Annotated in this window: 19 protein-coding genes and 3 tRNA genes; 4 read left to right on the top strand and 18 right to left on the bottom strand. The window is 38.4% G+C overall.

Features of this window, described 5'->3' with window-relative positions; translation table 11 throughout:
* Window positions 1–42 precede the first annotated feature (42 nt).
* Window positions 43–4,290: an acyl-CoA dehydratase activase-related protein gene (locus IGJ52_RS05895; RefSeq protein ID WP_438792181.1), complete on the bottom strand. Its 4,248-nt coding sequence runs from the start codon at window positions 4,288–4,290 to the stop codon at window positions 43–45.
* A 175-nt stretch (window positions 4,291–4,465) separates the two neighbouring features.
* Here IGJ52_RS05895 and IGJ52_RS05890 point away from each other — a divergent pair, with 175 nt between their 5' ends.
* Window positions 4,466–5,077, top strand: a complete 612-nt coding sequence (locus IGJ52_RS05890; RefSeq protein WP_002357803.1) for a TetR/AcrR family transcriptional regulator — start codon at window positions 4,466–4,468, stop codon at window positions 5,075–5,077.
* Window positions 5,078–5,132: 55 nt separating this feature from the next.
* Here the strand turns inward: IGJ52_RS05890 and IGJ52_RS05885 are convergent, their stop codons facing one another.
* From IGJ52_RS05885 to IGJ52_RS05850, 8 genes are all read right to left on the bottom strand, one after another.
* A complete protein-coding gene (locus tag IGJ52_RS05885) occupies window positions 5,133–5,312 on the bottom strand; it encodes a hypothetical protein (protein WP_002357804.1) in 180 nt (59 codons plus the stop codon).
* Between the two features lie 154 nt (window positions 5,313–5,466).
* Window positions 5,467–5,538, bottom strand: a tRNA-Gln gene (locus IGJ52_RS05880).
* Between the two features lie 9 nt (window positions 5,539–5,547).
* Window positions 5,548–5,628: transfer RNA gene (locus IGJ52_RS05875), tRNA-Tyr, on the bottom strand.
* 96 nt (window positions 5,629–5,724) lie between these two features.
* Window positions 5,725–5,958: a DUF2969 domain-containing protein gene (locus IGJ52_RS05870; protein ID WP_002357806.1), complete on the bottom strand. Its 234-nt coding sequence runs from the start codon at window positions 5,956–5,958 to the stop codon at window positions 5,725–5,727.
* A gap of 146 nt (window positions 5,959–6,104) precedes the next feature.
* A complete protein-coding gene (locus tag IGJ52_RS05865) occupies window positions 6,105–7,574 on the bottom strand; it encodes a flotillin family protein (RefSeq protein WP_002365565.1) in 1,470 nt (489 codons plus the stop codon).
* A gap of 16 nt (window positions 7,575–7,590) precedes the next feature.
* Window positions 7,591–8,124, bottom strand: coding sequence for a hypothetical protein (locus tag IGJ52_RS05860; RefSeq protein WP_002357809.1), 534 nt, complete (start codon window positions 8,122–8,124; stop codon window positions 7,591–7,593).
* 182 nt (window positions 8,125–8,306) lie between these two features.
* Entirely contained in the window at window positions 8,307–10,943 is a 2,637-nt protein-coding gene (locus tag IGJ52_RS05855; protein ID WP_033624597.1) for an FtsX-like permease family protein, read from the bottom strand.
* A 9-nt stretch (window positions 10,944–10,952) separates the two neighbouring features.
* On the bottom strand, window positions 10,953–11,654 hold the full coding sequence (locus IGJ52_RS05850; RefSeq protein ID WP_002363831.1) for an ABC transporter ATP-binding protein: 702 nt from the start codon (window positions 11,652–11,654) through the stop codon (window positions 10,953–10,955).
* Between the two features lie 160 nt (window positions 11,655–11,814).
* Here IGJ52_RS05850 and IGJ52_RS05845 point away from each other — a divergent pair, with 160 nt between their 5' ends.
* Both IGJ52_RS05845 and IGJ52_RS05840 read left to right on the top strand, forming a co-directional pair.
* Entirely contained in the window at window positions 11,815–12,474 is a 660-nt protein-coding gene (locus IGJ52_RS05845; RefSeq protein WP_002363828.1) for a DNA/RNA non-specific endonuclease, read from the top strand.
* 13 nt (window positions 12,475–12,487) lie between these two features.
* The gene (locus IGJ52_RS05840) at window positions 12,488–12,874 is read left to right on the top strand and encodes a hypothetical protein (RefSeq protein ID WP_002419803.1); all 387 of its coding nucleotides are present in this window, start codon (window positions 12,488–12,490) and stop codon (window positions 12,872–12,874) included.
* A 42-nt stretch (window positions 12,875–12,916) separates the two neighbouring features.
* Here IGJ52_RS05840 and nagA read toward each other — a convergent pair whose 3' ends face one another.
* Window positions 12,917–14,065 carry an N-acetylglucosamine-6-phosphate deacetylase gene (gene nagA / locus IGJ52_RS05835; RefSeq protein ID WP_002357814.1) on the bottom strand — a complete coding sequence of 383 codons (1,149 nt, stop codon included), beginning with the start codon at window positions 14,063–14,065 and terminating at the stop codon, window positions 12,917–12,919.
* Between the two features lie 100 nt (window positions 14,066–14,165).
* Window positions 14,166–14,993, bottom strand: coding sequence for a helix-turn-helix domain-containing protein (locus IGJ52_RS05830; protein WP_002381942.1), 828 nt, complete (start codon window positions 14,991–14,993; stop codon window positions 14,166–14,168).
* 177 nt (window positions 14,994–15,170) lie between these two features.
* Here IGJ52_RS05830 and IGJ52_RS05825 point away from each other — a divergent pair, with 177 nt between their 5' ends.
* A complete protein-coding gene (locus IGJ52_RS05825) occupies window positions 15,171–15,347 on the top strand; it encodes a hypothetical protein (RefSeq protein WP_002357816.1) in 177 nt (58 codons plus the stop codon).
* Between the two features lie 65 nt (window positions 15,348–15,412).
* Here IGJ52_RS05825 and IGJ52_RS05820 read toward each other — a convergent pair whose 3' ends face one another.
* The 7 genes from IGJ52_RS05820 to IGJ52_RS05790 all read right to left on the bottom strand — a co-directional run bounded on the left by IGJ52_RS05820 (window position 15,413) and on the right by IGJ52_RS05790 (window position 22,126).
* The gene (locus IGJ52_RS05820) at window positions 15,413–16,630 is read right to left on the bottom strand and encodes a pyridoxal phosphate-dependent aminotransferase (RefSeq protein WP_002357817.1); all 1,218 of its coding nucleotides are present in this window, start codon (window positions 16,628–16,630) and stop codon (window positions 15,413–15,415) included.
* A 246-nt stretch (window positions 16,631–16,876) separates the two neighbouring features.
* Window positions 16,877–16,960, bottom strand: a tRNA-Leu gene (locus tag IGJ52_RS05815).
* 68 nt (window positions 16,961–17,028) lie between these two features.
* The gene (locus tag IGJ52_RS05810) at window positions 17,029–17,490 is read right to left on the bottom strand and encodes a SprT family protein (RefSeq protein WP_033600782.1); all 462 of its coding nucleotides are present in this window, start codon (window positions 17,488–17,490) and stop codon (window positions 17,029–17,031) included.
* A 26-nt stretch (window positions 17,491–17,516) separates the two neighbouring features.
* Window positions 17,517–19,709 (bottom strand): Tex family protein, encoded by a 2,193-nt coding sequence (locus IGJ52_RS05805; protein WP_002381943.1) that lies wholly within the window; start codon window positions 19,707–19,709, stop codon window positions 17,517–17,519.
* Between the two features lie 97 nt (window positions 19,710–19,806).
* The gene (locus IGJ52_RS05800; protein WP_002377683.1) at window positions 19,807–20,541 is read right to left on the bottom strand and encodes a metallophosphoesterase family protein; all 735 of its coding nucleotides are present in this window, start codon (window positions 20,539–20,541) and stop codon (window positions 19,807–19,809) included.
* Between the two features lie 238 nt (window positions 20,542–20,779).
* Window positions 20,780–21,949 carry a molecular chaperone DnaJ gene (dnaJ, locus tag IGJ52_RS05795; protein ID WP_002357822.1) on the bottom strand — a complete coding sequence of 390 codons (1,170 nt, stop codon included), beginning with the start codon at window positions 21,947–21,949 and terminating at the stop codon, window positions 20,780–20,782.
* Between the two features lie 54 nt (window positions 21,950–22,003).
* Window positions 22,004–22,126, bottom strand: coding sequence for a hypothetical protein (locus IGJ52_RS05790; RefSeq protein WP_002357824.1), 123 nt, complete (start codon window positions 22,124–22,126; stop codon window positions 22,004–22,006).

Raw genomic sequence — 22,126 nt, 5'->3', positions numbered from 1 at the left:
AGTGACCAAGTCAAATGTTTTTAAACGAATTTCTATTAGTTATTATCTTTTTACATTTTCTTCTTTCAACAACTTGTTCGCTGTGGCCATCATCAAACGGATTCGGTTCAACTGATTGACCAAAGATACCCCTGGATCATAATCCACCGCCGCAATGTTTGCTTGCGGATATTGACGTCGTAGCTCTTTCACGACCCCTTTTCCAACAATATGGTTCGGTAAACATCCAAACGGCTGCATACAAACGATGTTATTCACCTCATGTTTTAAGAGCTCAATCATTTCAGCTGTTAAAAACCAACCTTCACCCGTATGATTGCCAATTGATAAAATTTTACTTGCGTCTGCTGCCATATCATAAATGGAATGAATGCCATCAAAACGGACCGACTTTCTCAATGCCTTATCCATTGGTTTTTCTACCAATTCAATGATTTTTATCGCAAATTCTGCTAAACGTTTGCTTTGTTTTGACATGCCCATATTTTCGTATTTCCAAATTTGATTGTACAAAGAATAGTTCATAAAGCCAACAATATCTGGCACAACTGCTTCAGCACCTTCTTCTTCTAGCAAACGCACAATATCATTATTCGCTGTCGGCGAATATTTCACTAAAATTTCCCCGACCACACCGACTTTTGGTTTTTTTATCTCTTGTAAAGGAATTTCATCAAACGTCCGAATAATTTTTTTCATGAAGTGATTAAATTGTGTCAGCGAACCATTCCGGACATTGGCTTCCACTCTTTTTAGCCAATCTTGGTGCAGTTGATCCACCATTCCTTTTTCTGTTTCATAAGGTCTTGTTCGATAAACTACTCGTTCGAATAAGTCACCATATAAAAAGGCAACTACTAAGCGTTTGATCATTGGCAACGTAAATTTAAATCCTGGATTGGATTCGACCCCTTTATTACCCATCGAAACTGAAACTACAGGAACTTGAGAAAAACCAGCATCATTTAAGGCTTTTCTTAATAATGGAATGTAATTCGTTGCGCGACAACCGCCCCCCGTTTGCGTCATTAAAACACTGACATTATCCAAATCATATTGACCACTTTCCAAAGCTTCGACTAGTTGTCCGATAGAAATAATTGCTGGGTAACATGCATCATTATTGACATATTTTAACCCGACATTCACGGCTTCTTTATCCTGCGCAGGCAAACAGACGACATGATAGCCAGAAGCTTGTAATGCTACATCGACTAATCCAGATTGATGAATCGGGCTAAGCATTGGTAACAGTAAAGTATGTGTTTTTTTCATTTGTTTTGTAAACACTATTTTCTCTGGCTCTTCCATTTGCATATGCGGAACAAACTGTTGCTTCTCCCGCTCATTGACAGCCGCTTTCAAGGAGCGCAACCGAATACGAATTGCGCCCAAATTCGCGCCTTCATCGATTTTGAGGACTGTATAAATTTTGCCAGACCGATCCATGATTTCTTCTACTTGATCGGTTGTCACAGCATCTAAGCCGCAACCAAAGGAATTCAGTTGGACAAGTTCTAAATTTTTCGTCTTAGCCACTACTTTAGCCGCCGCATATAAGCGAGAATGATAGACCCATTGATTCACCACACGTAAATTCTGCACGTCTCCAAGATGCGAGATACTGTCTTCTGTCAAGACATGGAATCCTTCCTGTGTAATGACTTCGGCAATGCCGTGATTAATTTCTGGATCCAAGTGATACGGTCGTCCCGATAAGACAATTCCTCTCTGGCCTTTTTCAGTTAACATGGCTAACGTTTCTTCGCCTTTTTCTTGAATTTCTTTTTTAAAAGCTGCTAATTCTTGATAACCATGATGCAGCGCTGTTTGAATTTCTTCTAGGGAAATCCCTAAATCAGCAAAATTTTCAGCTAAAACTTTGGCAACTGCAGCTTCATTCGCTAAATTAAGATAGGGATTTCGATAATCCACTTGACCCTCTCTGATGGCATCCACATTATTTCGAATGACATCTGGGTAGCTTTGCACAATTGGACAATTAAAATGATTATCCGCTTCCACTGTTTCTTGCTGTTCAAAAACAACACCAGGATAAAAGATAATTGGCACTTGCGCATCAATTAATGCTTGAATATGTCCATGCGCCATTTTCGCTGGGTAACAAACCGTATCACTGGGAATCGTTTCAAGGCCTTGTTCATAGATTTGCTTATTAGAACGTGGCGATAATTCGACCCGAAAGCCCAAGTCAGTAAAAAATGTATGCCACAAAGGATAATTTTCATACATGTTTAGGACTCTAGGGATACCCAAACGCCCACGAACCGCTTTATTTTCCCGCAAAGGTCGGTACTTAAATAACTTGCGGTACTTATAATCAACCAAATTCACTTTGCGTTCTTCTCGTTTAATTTTAATTCGCGCACCACGTTCACAGCGATTTCCCGTAATAAATTGGCGCCCATCTGAAAACACTGTGACCGTTAATTGACAATTGTTTTCACACAAGCCGCAATGAGTAAATTCCTTTTCAGAGGTAAATGCCGCTAACTCTTCTAAAGAAAGAAGCGTGGTTTCTTCCCCAATTTCATAAGCGTCCAAAGCAATCAGCGCTGCCCCATAGGCCCCCATCAAACCAGCAATAGAAGGACGAACCACTTCACGACCGCTAATTTTTTCAAAAGCTCTCAAGACCGCTTCATTGTAAAATGTTCCTCCCTGGCAGACAATCTTTTCTCCCAACTCTTCAGGTCGGCGAACCTTAATAACTTTATAAATGGCATTTTTGATGACTGAATAAGATAGTCCAGCAGAAATATCGCCGACAGAGGCCCCTTCTTTTTGAACCTGTTTCACTTTTGAGTTCATAAAAACAGTACACCGAGAACCTAAATCAACCGGCGCTTGCGATTCTAAAGCCGCCAAAGCAAAATCCTTCACGTTATAGTTTAAGGATTGCGCAAAGGTTTCAATAAAAGAACCGCACCCAGAAGAACAAGCCTCATTTAATTGAATGGAGGAAAGTACGCCATTTTTAATGGTCATCGCTTTCATATCTTGTCCTCCGATATCCAAAATAAAATCCACACCTGGCTGAAAATGGTTGGCTGCTTTGTAATGGGCCATCGTTTCAACTTCACCAATATCGACTTTTAACGCATTTTTTATTAGCTGTTCTCCATATCCTGTAACAGCCGCTTTTCCGATAAAAACTTCTTCAGGCAGTTGTTGATAAAGTGATTTCAGTACTGTCATGGTGGTTTCTAAAGGTTGCCCTTGGTTATTACCATAAAAAGAAAACAACAAATGACCATCTTCATCAATCAATGTGACTTTTGTCGTTGTGGAGCCTGCATCAATCCCTAAAAAGGTCACGCCAGTATGTTGAGATAAAGGTTTCTCCGTTGCTTGGGCTTGCGCGTGTCTTTCTCGAAAATCTGCTAAATCTTCTGCGCTGTTAAATAACGATGGTAACGTGTCGCTCGGCTGTAAATCAGTAGCCTGGCTGTTCACTAAGCGCTGAATTAATTCTTCCAATGTACATTCGGCTGCATCTTCTGAATAAAGTGCTGCTCCCATTGCTACAAACAGTTGCGGTTGTTCTGGAAAAATAACATCTTCTGGCTGAATTGCTAAGGTTTCAATAAACCGTTTTCTCAATTCTGACATGAAAAATAAAGGTCCCCCTAAAAACGCTACTTTACCTTTAATTTTGCGACCAGCAGCTAACCCGGCGATTGTTTGATTAACTACCGCTTGAAAAATACTCGCCGCGATATCTTCTTTCGCTGCTCCTTCATTGATTAAAGGTTGAACATCCGTTTTAGCAAAAACCCCACAGCGGGAAGCAATCGGATAAATAGTTTGATAATTCTTCGCCAATTCATTCACTCCATTGGCATCCGTTTTAAGTAAAACAGCCATTTGATCGATGAAGGCGCCTGTCCCACCTGCACAACTACCATTCATTCGTTGCTCTAAAGCACCATCAAAAAAAGTGATTTTCGCATCTTCTCCGCCAAGTTCAATAGCAACATCCGTTTCTGGGATTATTGTTTCAACAGTTCGTGTACACGCGATAACCTCTTGAACAAAGGGAATCCCTAATACCTCAGCCAGCCCCATACCACCAGAGCCAGTTATGCTCATTGTCACAGGTTGGTCTGCACCGATCCTTGCTAGCCCTTCTTTTAAAATGCGTTCCGTTGCTGCTTTGACATCTGAAAAATGGCGTTCATATTTTGTAAAAATAGGCTGATTTTGCTTATTTAAAAATACTAATTTTACTGTCGTTGACCCAACATCAATCCCTGCTCTCATAACCATCAATTAAAATACCCCTTCATTTTTCAACAGTTTGTTGATTATTATACAAACTGTTTGTTATAATAGATATACCTATTTTAGAAAGGTTCTAAATGATTTGCAACAAGCAATTTACCCTATTTTGTGAGATAAACAACAAAGTTTCCACGAATGTTGACTATCTCGAAAGGAATTTATGATGGCAAAGAAAACAGACCTTAGAGTACAACGAACCAGAAAAATGATTATTGAAGCTTTTTTTAAACTTGTAGAAACGAAAGGCTACGAAGCGGTGACTATTCAAGATATTGCTGATGAAGCTATGATTAATCGTGCGACTTTTTATGCTCATTTTAAAGACAAACAGCATTTATATGATGCAATCTTCACCTTTACGCTTAGTGCTTTCACCGCTATTCTTGATTCGCAACAACTGGTTAATGGCAACCGTGTCCGCGTGAAGCACATTGAAGAACTTCTGACGCAGCTCTACATTAACATTCAAGAGAACAAATCTTTCTTCTTAACTATCATGGACAATAATTTCAACGAACACTTTCGAAAACGCTTAGCTGAAATTATCGAAGAAAAATATGCGACGATTTTTTCGCAGTTGCGTATTACCGAAAATGATATTGACGTACCGATAGATTTTGTTATTGAATACATGACCTCTATCTTCATCGGTACCCTTCATTGGTGGATTACTAGCGAAACGGATATGACACCCAATCACTTAGCCCAATTAGTTATCAAATTAGTTGGTAATGGTCATTTAACTGTCTTAGGCATCGAATTAGAAAAATAAAAACACCGGAGTAGACAATAATGTTGTCTGCTCCGGTGTTTCTGTTAAAGACGAGTTAGTTTTTTGAACGCCATTTGATATTGTGGGCTGTATTTCTCGAAGAAGTGACTTTAACACCACTTTTGATGTTGCCTTTTTTACGAGGAATTAAGTCAACTTTGACATCATACTTACCATCGCGTGCTAAATCGTAAACATTTTCAACCATTTCTGTAATTTTTTCTTTAAAGTTCATTCTTATCAACTCCAGACTATTCTTTCTTAATACTTTAGCATATTCTTATATAAATGAAAACTTTTCTAGCCTGTACATGAGGAAAATCTTACCTCATTTTTGTTATATAATTATACAAAAAAAGAACATCTCTCTACCAGAAATGTTCTGAAAACTGGGGTAGCTGGATTCGAACCAACGCATGACGGAGTCAAAGTCCGTTGCCTTACCGCTTGGCTATACCCCAAAAAGAAAATGGAGGAAAGTGGATTCGAACCACTGAACCCTAAGGAACGGATTTACAGTCCGTCGCGTTTAGCCACTTCGCTATTCCTCCAAAAAGTCATTGTCGCTGTAACGACCTGACTTAGTTATAATACAATCTTTTCCAGAAAAAAGCAACCCTTTTTTTAAAAAAATTGTTATTTATTTTTTATTCACTTAAATTCCATTGACGAATAATTGTTTCAAAGGCTTCGTCCAGATTTTTTGCTGTACCTTCTTGCTTACCATCAATTTCAATGATGAATTTTTTATCATTTTGCGGAATGACACGACCGATTTCTTTTTTACCAATAAATAATTTGTTCATTAAAACGTTCGCTCCATTGTATTGGGCTTTTTCTTCTTCAACACGTACTTCAATATCTTTATTCTTTTTTGACATCTCTATCCCTCCAAGAACTCTATGTTATCAGAATCTTTGAAACAAAACAAGCACTCGCTATTTCTCTGTCAGATTGTTCGTTTATCGTTTCAATGCAGCATTAAGGAGTAACGAAATGCGATTCGCTACTCCTTAAAGGCTGATTTCTATTCTTTTTCTGAACCTTCTGCTGCATGATAGTTCACGCTATTTGAGGTACCTTTTTTAGAAAAGTTTTCAATTAGCTCTTTCACGTCAAGGCCCGTTGTTTCTTTTAGTGTTTCTTGTGTACCAGCCAACAAGTTTGTTGCATAATTGGTAATACGGTTGGCGCCAGAATTTTCGCCACCTGCGCCTGTATCTACCACTGAAATCTTGTCGATGTTGCCCAATGGTTGTGCTGCTTCTTTCATTAATTGTGGCAACATTTCCATCACCATACTTAACACAGCTGCTTCACCATATTCTTTGAAGGCATCAGCAATCTTTTGTTTGGCTTCGGCTTCCGCTGCACCACGAGCTAAAATAGCTTCGGCTTGCGCTTGACCTGTTAAACGCGTTTTGTTGGCTTCCGCTTCGGCTAATGCTTCAACTTTGAAGCGCTCTGCTTCGGCTTCTGCCACTTCACGTGCTTTTTGAGCAAGAGCTTCTTGTTCACGTGCATAACGATCTGCATCGGCTTTTTTCTTCACTTCTGAGTCGTATTGTTTTTCACGACGCGTAATTTCTTTTTCTTCTAACTCAATTTGTTTTTGACGTTCAACGACTTTGACTTCCATTTCTTGTTCCACCACGTGTTGTTGTGCACGCGCGCTTTCCAAGTTATAGGCTTGGTCTGCTTTGGCTTTGGCAATGTCTTGTTCTTGTTTGTATAACGCTAATTTCAATTCTTTTTCTTTTGAAGCTTCTGCAATTTCTGTTTGACGTTGCAATTCCGCTTGTTGTGATTCTTTTTCTGCTTCCGCTTTTTTGATGCGAGTTTCTTTCAAGGCTTCTGCTTCAGCAATATCTGCATCACGTTTAACTTGAGCGATTCTTGGTTTCCCTAATGAATCCAAGTATCCATTTTTATCACGAACTTCTTTAATTGTGAACGACACAATAACTAAGCCCATTTTAGCTAAGTCAACACTGGCAACTTCTTGTACACTTTGGCTAAATTTATCACGATTTTGGTAAATTTCTTCCACTGTCATTGAACCTAAAATCGAACGTAAATGTCCTTCTAATACTTCACGTGCTTCATTTTCTAATTCTTCTGTTGTTTTTCCTAAAAATTGTTCCGCTGCTGTCGCAATTTCTTCAACTGACGAGCCAATTTTAATGATTGATGTCCCATCACACATCACAGGAACCCCTTGTTCTGTGTACACTTCTGGTGTAGAAACATCTAATTTACTTGAAAGCAAACTAATTCGATTTGAACGTTGGAACACTGGTAAGACAAACGCACCACCGCCACGAACGATTTTAATTTTGTTGCCACCTTCGTCTACATGAACATTTTTAGAGCCTAGATAGCTCCCGCTGATAATTAACGCTTCATCAGGTTTGGCTGTCTGATATTTAGAAACAAACACAATTAATAACATTAATAATACTAAAACTGCAATAATAATCGGTAACAAAATCCCCATTTTCTTCTCTCCTACTCTATATTTTTAGACTGCCTTCGTAAGGAATGACATAACAAACCCGTTCTTTCAATTCAATAATCAATACCTCACTACCTCTTGGCGCAGCCACTTCTTGTGGCACATAAAATGCTGCTGGTCGACTTAACGAACCTGTGACACTCTTCAATTGAATCTCGCCCATTCCCCGGACAGGAATTGGGGTAATCACAGTAGCAACACGCCCCTCCATGTCTTTTTCCGAAATAGAAATTGTGGCCTCCGAATTTTTCAAAGGGACCAACACATAAAAATTTAGGAAGAAAACAATAATGGTTGAAAGAATACCACTGACAATTAAAATAAGCCAACTATTCACCGCTGTTAATTCTTCCCCAAGGTACCCAAACAGCGAGGTAAAAGCAATCCATGGAATAATCAGCATTGGGTCCACCGGTCCATCAAAATTAAAAACATCCCCAAAAATAATTAGTAAAAAAGCGAGGACCGCGCTCCCCACTAATGCATAAAAATAAACCGTTTCCAATGGTAGACCTTCTAACACTTTTCCCACACTCCTTTCTGTGCTATAACCTAGTAATAGTGTACCAATTTTTAAATAAAAAGAGTAGTAATTTCCAAATAAATCTCAAAAGATACATCTTAAGACCTATTTTTTCTTAATAAAAGAAGCAGCAATAAACGAGCAGTCCTAGAATTATCGAACTTCTACGGACTGCTCGTTTTTAAAATGTGCTATTCATTTGATTTTAACGCTTCAATCATATTGATTTTCTTCAATTTCCGATGCATAATGACCATCACAAACAACGTGAAACACATGGTGATGACTGCGGAATACAGATAACTTGGCCAATGAATAATTGGCGAAAACATAATTAAATCAACTTCAACGGTTGCTAAAATATATTGATGCAAAATTTTCCCAAAGAAGCAGCCAACAATAATACCAATGAACGTTAAAATAATGTTTTCACGGTAAACATAGGTGGTGACTTCACGATCGTAAAACCCTAAAACCTTAATCGTGGAAAGTTCTCGAATCCGTTCAGAAACATTAATGTTGGTTAAATTATATAACACAATTAACGCTAAAGAACCAGAAACAGCAATTAGTACCCAAATGACAATATCAAGGCTTTTCAGCATATCATCAAACGAACCTTTCATCGCAGTTAAAAACGTAATGTTCAACACTTTCGGCTGTTTTGTCAACGCCTCTCCGATTGAGGTTTCTTGTTTTGAGGATAACTTTTTGTCAAAAAGTAGGAATTCTGTATTATACTCCGGCTTCTGTGTCGTCATCGTCTGGTAGAGTTTCGGCGTCATATAGACAAAATGACCCGTGTAGTTCTCTGCAATCGCGGCAATTTTCACGTGATAGGTTTGATTATCACTATTTTCTAAATTTAATTGATCTCCGACTTTATAGCCGAATAATTTAGCTAATTTTTCATTAATGATTACACCGTCATCGTTGAGGGAATATTTTTCTCCAGTGACTCGATCATTAAATAATTGAAACTCAGCCATTTTCGAAGGATCTTGTGGCACATAAAGAGTAATATTTTGAGTTGGTGCACCTTGGCCCTTCGTTTTAAAGATTTCTGAATATAACGGAATTGTTTTATTCAAACCATCCAGTTTGCGCAACGTTTCTTGATACTCTTTTGTCTCTTCAGGTGTTGTTTGCTCTTTAAAAGTCACGACTGCTTGGTAATGCCAGATTTTATTAAATTGAATTGTAGCGACATCCACAATTGAATCGCGTAAACCAAAACCAACAATTAACAGCCCCATACAACCAGCTATTCCGATAACGGTCATCAGCATCCGTCGTTTATAGCGGAACAGATTTCTAGCGGTCACTTTTTGAATAAAGCTCATGCGTTGCCATAAAGGGCGGATTCGTTCTAGTAAAATCCGTTGGCCTGCTTTCGGCGCTTTGGGTCTTAGCAAGGTAGCTGGGGTACTTAATAAATCGATTCTTAATGTCACCAAGGCCGCTCCCACAGTACAAGCTAAGGCTACAACGATGCCCCATAGACTGTAATTTAAGTACCACGGTGTAACTAAATCAGGAATATTGTACATTTGACCGTAGGCATCAAAAATTATTTTAGGGAATAGATAATAGCCAACTGCCAATCCTAATAATGCACCTGTTAGGCTAGCAACCGTTGCATAGGTAATAAAAATCGAAGCAATTTCACGATTACGATAACCTAAAGCTTTCAAACTACCAATTTCCATTCTTTTTTCTTCCACCATACGTGTCATGGTAGTTAAGCTGACTAATGCCGCAATTAGGAAAAAGAACAACGGGAATAGCGTGGCTAAAGAAGAAATCCGATCAGCGTTATCTTGATATTCAGAAAATCCTGGATTGTCTTCCCTGGTAAAATAATAATACGTTGGGGCTTTCAAATTGGCTAGCTCTGTTTCTTTTTCAGCCAACAGTTGTTCCTGTTTAGCCAATTCGTCTTTTTGCTTTTCAAGCATCTCAGCTGGAATTCCTAGTTGTTGCTCCAACTGCGCAAGCGCTTGTTTTCCCGTTTCCAGCGCTTGTCGACCTTGGTTAATGTCCGGCTGAGCCGAATCACGTAGGGCGGCAACCTGTTCTTCTGGCCGATTTTTCAGTGCCTCTTTTACCTGATCCAAGGCCTGCTCTCTTTTCTTTTCATAATCAGAGGAATACGTATTTTGATGTTTTAATGAACGAAATGAGATTAGCAATTCTGGATACCGTTGACTGTCAAAGGCTTTTTCCGAAACCACGCCAAAAAAGTTTAACGTTCCAGAACCGACCGTTGTGGTTCCCCTGGATGTATTATCAATATATTCTGGTGAATTGATAAATCCAACAACAGTAAAATGAGTTTGTGTCAGCCCTTTTTCTTTAATCGCTGCATCGTTTAAAGTGATTTTATCACCCATTTTATAGTCATATCTAGTTTTCGCTAATGTATCTAATGCAATTTCATTTGTTTGTTTAGGTAACCGACCGTCAACTACTTGATAGTTAACCGATCCTGCTTGATTTTTTCGATAGCCAAACAATTTTACTGCATTATTTTGCGGCCCAATCGTGGCATCTATTGTATACCGCGGCACAACTGTTTCGACATCTTTTAAAGACTGTAGTGTTGTTAAATCTTTCTTTTCCAGTCCCATTGTAGAAATTATTCGCGCATCTGGAAGCTGCTCTTTCTGGTAATAATTATTCGCGGTTTTAATCATATCTGGGCCAGTAGCTTTCAAACCAACAAAGACCATTACACCAAGGAAAATAATCCCCATAATCGATAAAAACCGTGTAGTAGATTGTCTAATTTCACGTAAGCTTGTTTTAATTAGCGCTGTTTTCTTCATTTTAGGCACCTACCATTCAATTTCAGCAACCAATTTAGGCTGATCATTCACAGTCATTTCGCGAACTTTTGCATCATTAATTCGAATTACCCGATCGGCCATTTCTGCAATGGCTGAATTGTGGGTAATAATTAAGACGGTCGTTCCAGTTTCACGAGCAGTGTTTTGCAAAATGGTTAAAATTTGTTTCCCTGTTTCATAATCCAGCGCTCCTGTCGGTTCATCACATAAAAGTAACTTTGGCTTTTTAGCAATCGCACGGGCGATGGTTACTCGTTGTTGTTCACCACCAGAAAGTTGCGCTGGAAAATTATCTAAACGTTCCCCTAAACCCACCGATTGTAAAACATTGGTCGAATCCAACGCATCCGCAACGATTTGCGAAGCCAATTCGACATTTTCTTTTGCTGTTAAATTTGGGACTAAATTGTAAAATTGGAAAACAAACCCGACATCATTGCGTCGATAAGTGGTTAATTGTTTCTCTGAAAACTGAGCGATATCTGTGCCATCAATAATAATTTCCCCTTCATCACAGCTGTCCATTCCACCAAGAATATTTAAAACAGTTGATTTTCCAGCACCGCTGGGGCCTAAAATAACCGCTACTTCTCCTTTTTCCACTTCAAAAGAAATGCCGTCATTCGCAGTAATAGTTGTCTCTCCCATTTGGTAACGCTTGTATTCATTTTTGACTTCAATATAGGCCATCCACTATCCCTTCCCTTCTACATTAAAATAGTAACATATCTGAGAAAACAAGTCTTTCAAAGAAAAGCCTTTTTTGATTTTTTAGCAAATTTACGTATAATAGAAAAGATGGTCCACTTAAATTTGGACTATTGCAAGTATAAAATTAGAGGAGCACGTTATGGCAAACAGAAAGAAGAAACCACCATTTAATTCAACCATCATGCTGATTGGCGCATTAATCATTTTAATTTTAGGCGCGGTTGGCGTTAAAGTTCCTGATGCTTTACAAGATTTATTTAATGTTCAACCACAAACAACCACCCCCTCAAGCACACCAGCACCAAAAGGAGATAATCCTGGACCCATTGAAAATGGTAAAGCCACATTTTCAGCAGAGGAATTAAAGGATAGCTCAAACGGCTGGATTACTTATCATTCACTAGATCGTCTAAAACGAGCGACAGGCGCTGATGCGCTATTAAAACCCGCCATGGTCAATACAGGCACTTCCGCTAATAAAGATATTCGACCAGCTGGTTTCATTTCAGGAAAAGCTAATCATTCGCGTGGCCACCTAATCGGCCGTCAAATGGGAGGCAGTGGTGATGATCCACGTAACTTAACCACCTTGTATCAGAATCCTGTCAACACTCCTTATATGACGAAATATGAAAATCAGATTCGGGCAGCTCTTGATCGCGGCGAAACCGTTCGCTATCGAGTGACACCTGTATATAACGGAAACGATTTGTTGGCTGAAAAAATCATCTTAGAAGCCAAAAGCCTTAAAACAAATTCACCCATTGATTTTTCAGTAACTATTTTAAACAAACAATAAGGAGGAACTTTCATTGGATTTTGAACAGCTAAAAGAAACATTACCCGATGCAAAACCACAAACATTTTTGCAAGCAATCCTCTCTCAACCTCAAGAAGAGGATGCTGAATTAACCTTCAGTGAAGAAATTGATGAACAGTTTGTCGAAAATTGTAAATTTTTAGCCTCTCCAGAAACCATTTCTGAAACAGATGTGGAACATTGGCGCGAACAAGACTTTTTAGTTGTTGCCCAAAGTTTAGATGGCGATTATCTAGCAGGCACTCTAGAGCAAACCTTTGTGATTCCTAGCTCCCTTTACAAAGAGGATATTGAGCAATTTGACAAGCAATTAATCGATTTTTTTATTGCCTACGAGAACAAAGAAATCACTTCTGCGATTTTACCAAAAGAATTATAAAAAAAGCTTGCGGATAAATTTCCGCAAGCTTTTTCTTGTGTCTTATGCTCGATAACGTTCTACGCCATCTAAATAAGTGGCTGCTAATTCCATGGTTGGTTCTAATACGATAAAGTCAGCATCGCGACCATTTGCAATCATGCCGCATTGATCATCAATTTTACAGCTGATCGCAGGAACTAATGAAGCCATCATAATTGCTTGTGCTGGTGTTGCAATACCCCAATCAACTACATTTTTAATTGCTTCTTTTAGTTTTAAAATACTACCTGCTAAGTTCCCAGTATCCAAACGAGCCGTTCCTTCTGCTACCACAACAGGAAATTCACCTAAATTGTAGTTGCCATCTGGCATACCGCCAGCCATCATGCAGTCTGTAATTAACGCAACGTGATCATGGCCCGCTTTTTCCATCAATACTTCAGCCGCTTGCGGATGTACATGGTGTCCATCACAAATTAATTCAGAGAAAACGTGTTGTAACGTTAACAATGCACCAACCATCCCTGGTTCACGGTGATTTAAGCCACGCATCCCATTATATGCATGAACAAAAACGCTAGCGCCTGCTTCAACTGCCACATCAGCTTCTTCTAAGGTCGCATTACTATGGCCTAAAGCAACAACGACACCTTCATCTGTAACGGTTTCAACAAATTCTTTCACACCATTACGTTCTGGTGCCAACGCAATTTTCTTAATAATTCCGCCTGAAGCTTCTTGCCATTCGTGGAATGTATCAAGGTCTGGATCTCCAAAATAACTTGGATTTTGTGCGCCTTTATGTTCTTCAGTAAAGAAAGGTCCTTCAAAGTAAATCCCTTGAATTTTTGCACCAGGTACTTCTTGGTAGACTTGACCAATCGTACGTGCAACGTCTGTTAAACGTTCTTTACTTGAAGTTAACGTTGTTGGTAAAAATGAAGTTACACCACAAGATAATAAGCCTTCAGACATCACTTTAATGCCTTCTGCATCGTTATCCATTACGTCATGATTCATGTAACCATGAATATGAGTATCCACTAAACCTGGGGCAATCCATTTGCCTTCCTCACGAATAATTTTTACGTCCCCTTGCGGTTCATCTTTTGTATAATTACCAAAGATACCATCCGTAATTTCTAAATAACCAGGTCCTTTAACATCGCTTTTTAAAAAGAACTTGTCTGCAAAGATAAATGTTTTCATCTTCATCCTTCTTTCTTTATTTTACTTACTTCAAAAGTACTCTTAATCAGTACAAAAGTCAAGAAATGGTGTAGACCTTTTAAGCAATTCTGAGGATTTTTTAAAGATTGCCACTTTCCACATTTTTCATTTGTTGTGCTAAGTTTAGATAACGTTCTGCTTCTTCGTGTTTATTCTTTCTCATTAAAACTAAATATTTTAGATTTAATAATTCACTTAAATAATAATAACTATTTTTTTTGCGTGCCCAAGTAATTCCTTGATCCACATAAATTTCGGCATCTTTTTCTGTATAATTTTTGAATAAGAAATCAGCATAATTAAAAAATATTTTCGTTAACTCTGCATTACTGCGTTCATTTGGCAATTGATTAAAATAATGAATACTCAAACTTAAAAATCGTTCTGCTTCTACTCGATTGCCCATGTAACCATAAGTGGCACCTAGACAACTAATTAATTGAATCTCTAAATCAGAAACATTTAATTTATCGGCTTTATAGGTGAAAGATAACCCTTTACGCAAGCTAGCAATAGCTTTTTCATAATCATTTAGAACAAACAATTCACAACTACCTAAATAATAATAATATTTTTGCCAGTCCGTATCTAAATACAATTGTTCTTCAATACGATTTTCCTTTAAATAATTTAATAATAATTGATATTTTTTATGGCGAAAATATTCAGCCATTTTTTCAAATGAATACGTAACAACATGCACATCACCAGATTTGTAACGCATAATCTGATCAACAGTCACACCTAAACGATCACAAAGTTGTTGCATTACGAGGACGTTTGGCAACTCTTCATTGTTTTCAATGCGACTTAAAACACTTTGCGAACAGATGTCTTCTGATAACATTTTCTGTGTCAATTTTCTATTTTTTCTAATTTCTTTAATAACTGCACCTAAAGAATTCATCACAATAGCTCCTATTTATATCGGCCATTTTCCTTGCAAAATGGGGATTTTGTCAAAATATGCGAATTCGCATTATGCTTTTATTGTACTTTATTGCATAATATACTGCAAGAACATTATCTAAGGTTTTCTTAGAAAATAAATAGGTTCATTTTTATTAAAAAGGAGTGTTATTGTATGGCCGAAGAGAAAAAGGTTCACTTCATTTGGGAAAAAACAAATTATTCAGGCTTTGTGGAGAAGGAGTATGAAAATTCTTATCTCATCGTAGTAGCAAATCCTAGTCCTGATATGGAAGAAAAATATACCAACCGAATGATTATTAGTAAAAAAGCATGTGAAACCGCAGAATAGTATTGTTGATAAAACAAGAACTACCAAAAAATAGCTTCGTTAGAGGCTATTTTTTGGTAGTTCTTTTATTTTTGTTTGTAGGTACTTAAAAATTCACGCATTTTATCTGCTGTAGTTTTTAAGTCTTCCATCTTCGGTAAATAAACAATACGGAAGTGATCGGGTTGTTGCCAGTTGAACCCACCACCATGGACTAATAAAATATGATGTTTGTGTAAGAAATCTAAAACAAATTTTTCATCATCATAAATGTCAAATTTGGCCGTATCAATTTTCGGGAAAATATAGAAAGCTGCTTTAGGCTTCACGGCTGATAAACCAGGAATATCATTTATCGCATTGTAAATAAATTCTCGTTGTTCGTAAATTCTGCCACCTGGCAAAAGTAAATCATCGACACTTTGATAGCCACCTAATGCGGTTTGAATGATTTGTTGTGACAACACATTTGAGCATAACCGCATGGAAGCAAGCATATTTAGCCCTTCGATATACCCTTTTACTCGTGATTTATCTCCACTTAACACCATCCAACCGCATCGAAAGCCTGCCACTCGATGTGATTTTGACAAACCATTCAATGTTACGACAAATAAATCAGGTGCTAATGTAGCAATCGGTACATGAACCAAACCGTCCATGACCAAACGATCATAAATTTCATCGGAGTAAATAATTAAATCATTTTGACGTGCCACTTCGACAATTTCTAGTAATAACTCTTTCGGATATAAAGCACCAGTCGGATTATTTGGATTTATAATAACGATTGCTTTTGTATTCGAAGTTATTTTTGATTTTATATCATCAATGTCTGGATACCATTCTGCTTGCTCATCACAAATATAATGAACAGGTGTACCGCCCGCCAAAGAAACAGAAGCAGTCCATAAAGGATAGTCTGGCATTGGCACAAGTACTTCATCGCCGTTATTTAACAAGCCTTGCATACACATGGTAATTAATTCACTCACGCCATTACCAGTGTAAATATCATTAATCGTTACATTAGGAAATTTTTTTAATTGGCAATATTGTTCAATCGCTTTTCTTGCAGAAAAAATACCTTTTGAATCGGAATAACCTTCTGAATCGCGAACATTCACAATCATGTCGCGCACAATTTCATTTGGGGCATCAAAACCAAATGGCGCTGGATTCCCTGTATTTAATTTCAAAATACGTATGCCCTCTTCTTGCATGCGTTCTGCTTCTTCTAAAACAGGACCACGGACATCGTAACTTACGTTATTTAATTTATCGGATTTTTTAAAATTTCTCACACGGACTCCCTCGCTTCACAAATTTATACTCTAAAGTTACGCCAACTATAATGAAAAAGCAATAATAAATATCAGAATTTAATAAAAAATTGATGGTTTTTCCGTAATAAACAAGAGCGTGGGACAAAAATCACTTTGGATTTTTGCTCCACGCTCAAAAACTGATAAACGGCGGGAACAGAAGCAACTCCTTCTTATTTCTCGGAGTTAAACACTTCTGTCCCGACCTCTTGTTATACTAGTTGATGCAGATGATGGGACTCGAACCCACACGGACATCTGTCCACATGACCCTCAATCATGCTTGTCTGCCAATTCCAACACATCTGCATTTTAAGAGCACTTATTTATCCTAAAATAATTACTGGTCTTTGTCAAGATAACAAAGACCAGAATCGTTAGATTTGTTCTTTTTTCACTTGCCAGGACAAACGCCCATGACATTTTCCGCAGACATATCGTGTCGTATCAATTCGTCGTTTTCTGAGGATGACTTCTCCACAAGACTGACATTGGTACTGATGGAAAACTGCTTTTTTCCGTTCTACTAGAGGCGGTGCATAACGGGCACCGCCAGTCTTAGCCAATAACTCTTTAAAGTCCTTATCTTTATGCTGATAGCCTTTGCCAGCTAAATGTAAATGATAGTGACATAACTCATGCTTAATGACTTTTTCCAGTTCCTCTTGTCCATACTTTAAAAAGACAGTTGGATTAAAATCCAGGTGATGCGAAGCTAAATGATAGCGACCGCCCGTAGTTTTTAACCGCCGATTAAATGTAGCTTGATGCAGAAAAGGTTTCTGAAAAAATACGATTGAAATTTTTTCCACTAGCGTTTGAAGCGCTTGATCTGTCATCAAGACTGGTTGAGACTCTTTCATTGTTACTCTTTTCTATCAGCCCGAGGCAACATGGTTAAACTAATACGCCCCTTTTTCAAGTCAACATCTTCTACCCAAACTGTGACTACATCACCCACCGCAACAACATCCGTTGGGTGCTTAACAAATTTAGGACTTAACTTAGAAATGTGGACTAAGCCATCTTGCTTCACACCAATATCGACAAACGCACCAAAGTCAATTACGTTTCGAACAGTCCCTTGCATTTCCATTCCTGGTTTCAAATCTTCCATCGTCAACACGTCTTTACGTAAAAGTGGCGCTGACATCTCATCGCGCATATCACGACCTGGTTGGATTAAACTAGCAATAATATCCGTGAGTGTTTCTGAACCCACTTCTAACTCAGTAGCTAATTGATTCACTGGTAACTGTTTCAATTTTTCGATAGCTTCTGCTGTCCCTAATTCTTTAGAAGCAATCTCTGCTTTTTCTAAAATTGCTTGTGCTACTGGATAACTTTCTGGGTGAATGCCAGTGTTATCTAACACATTTTTGCCATTAGGAATTCGTAAAAAGCCAATTGCTTGTTCAAATGCTTTTGGTCCTAAACGAGGTACTTTTTTGACTTGATTTCGTGCTGTAAAGACACCATTTTCATCACGATAAGTGACTAAGTTTTGCGCCGTTGTTTTATTTAAGCCAGAAATATGTTGTAAAAGTTGAGCACTCGCTGTATTCACATCAACACCAACTTGGTTTACCGCAGTTTCTACAACAAAATCCAATTGCTCGGCAAGACGTTTTTGCGATACGTCATGCTGATATTGACCAACCCCGACTGCTTTGGGATCAATTTTTACTAATTCTGCCAACGGATCTTGTAAACGACGTGCAATGCTGACCGCACTTCGTTCTTCGACTTGTAAATCAGGAAACTCTTTACGAGCTACTTCACTCGCAGAGTAAACGGAAGCCCCTGCTTCATTAACAATCACGTAAAAGACGTCACGCTTCACCGCTTTTAATTGCTCTGCCACAAACAATTCAGATTCACGACTTGCCGTTCCGTTTCCAATAGCTACCATGTCCACTTGATAGTCTTCAATGATCTTTTTAAAGGCTGGACCAGCGGCTTCACGTTTCGCAGCAGTCGCTGGTTTATGTGGATAAATCACTTGAATTGCTAAAACTTTACCCGTTTCATCGACAACTGCTAATTTACAGCCTGTCCGATAAGCCGGGTCAAATCCTAGAACAACTTTTCCTTTAAGTGGTGACTGTAATAATAAATTACGTAAATTTTCACCGAAAATTGCAATCGCTTGTTCATCAGCTTTTTCTGTTAATTCATTGCGGATCTCCCGTTCAATCGCTGGTCCAATAAATCGTTTATAGCTATCTAAATAAGCAGCCTCAATGTATGGAGCAGCAAAACTTGTTGCTTGTTTGCCGATTAGTTGACGTTGGAAATAATCATTAATTTTTGTTTCATCAGCGACAAGCGAAACCTTTAAAATGTCTTCTTTTTCACCACGATTCGTTGCTAAGACACGGTGCGGCACCATTTTGCTAACTGGTTCTGCAAAATCGTAATACATTTCATAGGTCCGCTTTTCGTCTTTTTCTTCATCCTTAACTACGCTAACGTATTGCGCATGTTTAACCATATAATCACGTAACCATGTTCGGTATTTTGGTTCATCGCTAATACGTTCTGCTAAAATTTCATGAGCACCTTGCAAGGCTATCTCGGCGGTTGCAACTTCTTTTTCTTCATTAATAAAAGTAGCCGCTTTGGCTAAGATATCCGCGTTTTCAGGTAAAGAGAGCAACCAATCTGCTAATGGTTCCAACCCTTTTTCTTTCGCGATAGTCGCTTTGGTCCGACGTTTTTGTTTATATGGTCGATACAAATCTTCCACTTGTTGCATTTTTACTGCTTTTTGAATATCTGTTTTGAGTTCTTTTGTTAGTTTTCCTTGCTCTTCAATTAAACGGAGAACTTCTTCTTTCCGCTTTTTCAAGTTTTGTAGATAATGATAACGTTCTTCTATTTCACGGATTTGGACTTCATCTAAACTTCCAGTCATTTCTTTCCGGTAACGGGCAATAAAAGGAACTGTATTTCCTTCATTTAATAAAGTTAAAACCGTTGTTATTTGTTTTGAACGATACGTTGTCAATTCTTTTTGAAGTAGCGCTACTACTTCTTCGTTATAAGCTTCTGCCATTAACTAGATACCTCTTTTCTTATGCATACTTATCTATTTTAGCATATTTTTGCTTCTAAATATAGAAGTGAGGTAACTGATTCGTGCGATTAAGGAATCAAAATTCTGGTTGCCACGCAGGGGTGCGTTTTTGATATTCGATATCTTGGACAATGCCTTTTTCATTAAAAATCACACCATGCACAGAGCCGCCAAAAATAGCACCACCATCTATCCCAATTTTTCCATCACTTTGCCAAAGGTCCGTGGTCTGCATATCACCATGTAACATCGGAGTAATGGTATGCCCAAAAACAATGGTCTTGCCTGTATTATTTTTCCCTTGATGAAAGGGTTCGCGAATCCACAAAAAATCCTTAGGTGCCGTTTGCCGCCAATCTTCCATCGTTAAATCAACCCCAGCATGCACAAATAAGTAATGCTGCCATTCAAAATAAAGTGGTCGTTTTGTTAAAAAATCAATTAACTCTGGATAGCGACTACGGATCATTAAGGCCATTTCTGTTGGTGAGTATTCTGCAGTAGCTCCTGGATGCAAGAGACTTTCAATTGTTTCCTTGCCACCATTGCGAACATATCCTGCAAACCAGTCCTCTGGATTTTGAAGAAACTGCAAAAAATATTCTTCATGATTGCCTCGTAAATAAACAGCGCCGTGTTGCTCGACAAGTTCTTTTCCTTTGAGAAAACAGGCTTTAGAATGCGGACCACGGTCGTTTAAATCACCAATTAAAACTAGCTGATGCTCGACTGGGTCATAGTCTGTGAGTAAGGCATCAAACAAATCTGCTTGTCCATGAATATCACTGATTACATAAACATATGGTTTCATAAATAAGCCCTCCTAACTTGCTTATATTAAGTATACGCTAAATTTTAAAATATTCTCGTAAAATGTTTGGAAATAAGAAACGAAAATAGGACATAAGTCAAAACGACTTATGTCCCACTCTCTAAATCTTAAAATAATCAGTTGAACAAAAGCAGTACCTGCAATTACTCGTTGCAATTTAGCCTTCGAGAGTGATGAACACTTGGAGCTAACTGCTTTTGTCTCTGACTCGTTTGGTTTATTTTTTCTTCTTACCGCCAAACGCATCTTTCATTTTATCAAAGAAGCCTTCTTCTTGTTGTTCAGTTACATTTTGTCCGCCAGCTTTTGCAAAAGCTCGTAGGGCATCCTTTTGTTCTTCATTAAGATTTTTTGGTGTTATTAATTTCACTTTCACGTGTTGATCACCATTGCCCCCACCACGTAAACGTGGCGCACCTTTGCCTCTTAAGCGGAAGTTTGTGCCAGTTTGTGTTCCAGCCGGAATTTTTAATTTCACGTCACCATGAACAGTTGGGACAGTTACTTCGTCCCCTAGAGCCGCTTGGACGAAACTTACTGGTAAATCGTAGTAGATTTCTGCGCCATCTCGATCGAAAATATCACTATCTTCAACACGAAAGACTACATATAAATCACCATAAGGTCCACCATTGGTACCCGCTTCTCCTTGGTTAGCTAAGCGCATTTGTTGACCGTCTTCTACTCCAGCAGGCACATTTACTTTGACAGTATGTGCTTTTTTCTCATGACCTGTGCCATGACAAGTTGGACATGGTTCTTTAATTTCTTTCCCTGTGCCATGACACACATCACAAGTTTGACGACTCATCATACGACCTAATGGCGTTTGACGTTCAACATTGATTGTTCCAGAGCCATGACATTTATGACAAGTTTCTGGATGTGTGCCTGGTTTGGCGCCATTACCGCCACAGGTTGCACAAGTATCTTCTCGATTGTACTTAATCTCTTTTTCGACACCGAAAATAGCTTCTTCAAATTTCAATTGAATTGTATATTGTAAATCGGCGCCTTGTCTTGGTGCATTTGGATCAACAGAACGGCCACCGCCGCCGCCAAAGAATGAATCGAAAATATCTTCGAATCCACCAAAACCACTACTACTAAATCCACCGCCACCGAAACCGCCAAAGCCACCAGCGCCGCCACCGTAATTAGGATCAGTTCCTGCATGGCCATATTGGTCATAGGCCGCTTTTTTCTGTGGATCACTTAATACTTCATACGCTTCAGAAACTTCTTTAAATTTTTCTTCCGCATCGGCTTCTTTGTTAATATCTGGATGGTACTTTTTGGAAAGTTTGCGGTATGCTTTTTTAATTTCATCATCTGAAGCACCTTTTGCTAATCCTAGCACTTCATAATAATCTCTTTTCGTCGCCATTGACTTCCCTCCAACTTTCTTCAAACTTTACAATGTGTTTAGAACCAGCCAAATTCATCGATTGCTTTCGGTCTCTCTGGTTGGATTATCTGTCACACCTTGAATCAGTGTTACTAGCTGTGAATAGGTATTTTCAGCTTGTTTAACATCGTTGTAATCATACCACAGTTCTTTCAA

It is taken from the genome of Enterococcus sp. DIV1758 (genome assembly GCF_051711985.1).
GTDB classification, from domain to species: domain Bacteria; phylum Bacillota; class Bacilli; order Lactobacillales; family Enterococcaceae; genus Enterococcus; species Enterococcus faecalis.
This window is presented reverse-complemented; position numbering and strand designations above follow the sequence as displayed.

Bases quoted from the DNA above. Each gene is read 5' to 3' on its own strand.
- IGJ52_RS05830 (WP_002381942.1), bottom strand. From the start codon at position 14,993: ATGAATTCTTTAGGTGCAGTTATTAAAGAAATTAGAAAAAATAGAAAA.
- IGJ52_RS05845 (WP_002363828.1), top strand. From the start codon at position 11,815: ATGGCAAACAGAAAGAAGAAACCACCATTTAATTCAACCATCATGCTG.
- IGJ52_RS05825 (WP_002357816.1), top strand. From the start codon at position 15,171: ATGGCCGAAGAGAAAAAGGTTCACTTCATTTGGGAAAAAACAAATTAT.
- nagA (WP_002357814.1), bottom strand. From the start codon at position 14,065: ATGAAAACATTTATCTTTGCAGACAAGTTCTTTTTAAAAAGCGATGTT.
- IGJ52_RS05850 (WP_002363831.1), bottom strand. From the start codon at position 11,654: ATGGCCTATATTGAAGTCAAAAATGAATACAAGCGTTACCAAATGGGA.
- IGJ52_RS05855 (WP_033624597.1), bottom strand. From the start codon at position 10,943: ATGAAGAAAACAGCGCTAATTAAAACAAGCTTACGTGAAATTAGACAA.
- IGJ52_RS05865 (WP_002365565.1), bottom strand. From the start codon at position 7,574: ATGGGGATTTTGTTACCGATTATTATTGCAGTTTTAGTATTATTAATG.
- IGJ52_RS05805 (WP_002381943.1), bottom strand. From the start codon at position 19,709: ATGGCAGAAGCTTATAACGAAGAAGTAGTAGCGCTACTTCAAAAAGAA.
- IGJ52_RS05810 (WP_033600782.1), bottom strand. From the start codon at position 17,490: ATGACAGATCAAGCGCTTCAAACGCTAGTGGAAAAAATTTCAATCGTA.
- IGJ52_RS05870 (WP_002357806.1), bottom strand. From the start codon at position 5,958: ATGTCAAAAAAGAATAAAGATATTGAAGTACGTGTTGAAGAAGAAAAA.
- IGJ52_RS05890 (WP_002357803.1), top strand. From the start codon at position 4,466: ATGATGGCAAAGAAAACAGACCTTAGAGTACAACGAACCAGAAAAATG.
- dnaJ (WP_002357822.1), bottom strand. From the start codon at position 21,949: ATGGCGACGAAAAGAGATTATTATGAAGTGCTAGGATTAGCAAAAGGT.
- IGJ52_RS05895 (WP_438792181.1), bottom strand. From the start codon at position 4,290: ATGGTTATGAGAGCAGGGATTGATGTTGGGTCAACGACAGTAAAATTA.
- IGJ52_RS05885 (WP_002357804.1), bottom strand. From the start codon at position 5,312: ATGAACTTTAAAGAAAAAATTACAGAAATGGTTGAAAATGTTTACGAT.
- IGJ52_RS05800 (WP_002377683.1), bottom strand. From the start codon at position 20,541: ATGAAACCATATGTTTATGTAATCAGTGATATTCATGGACAAGCAGAT.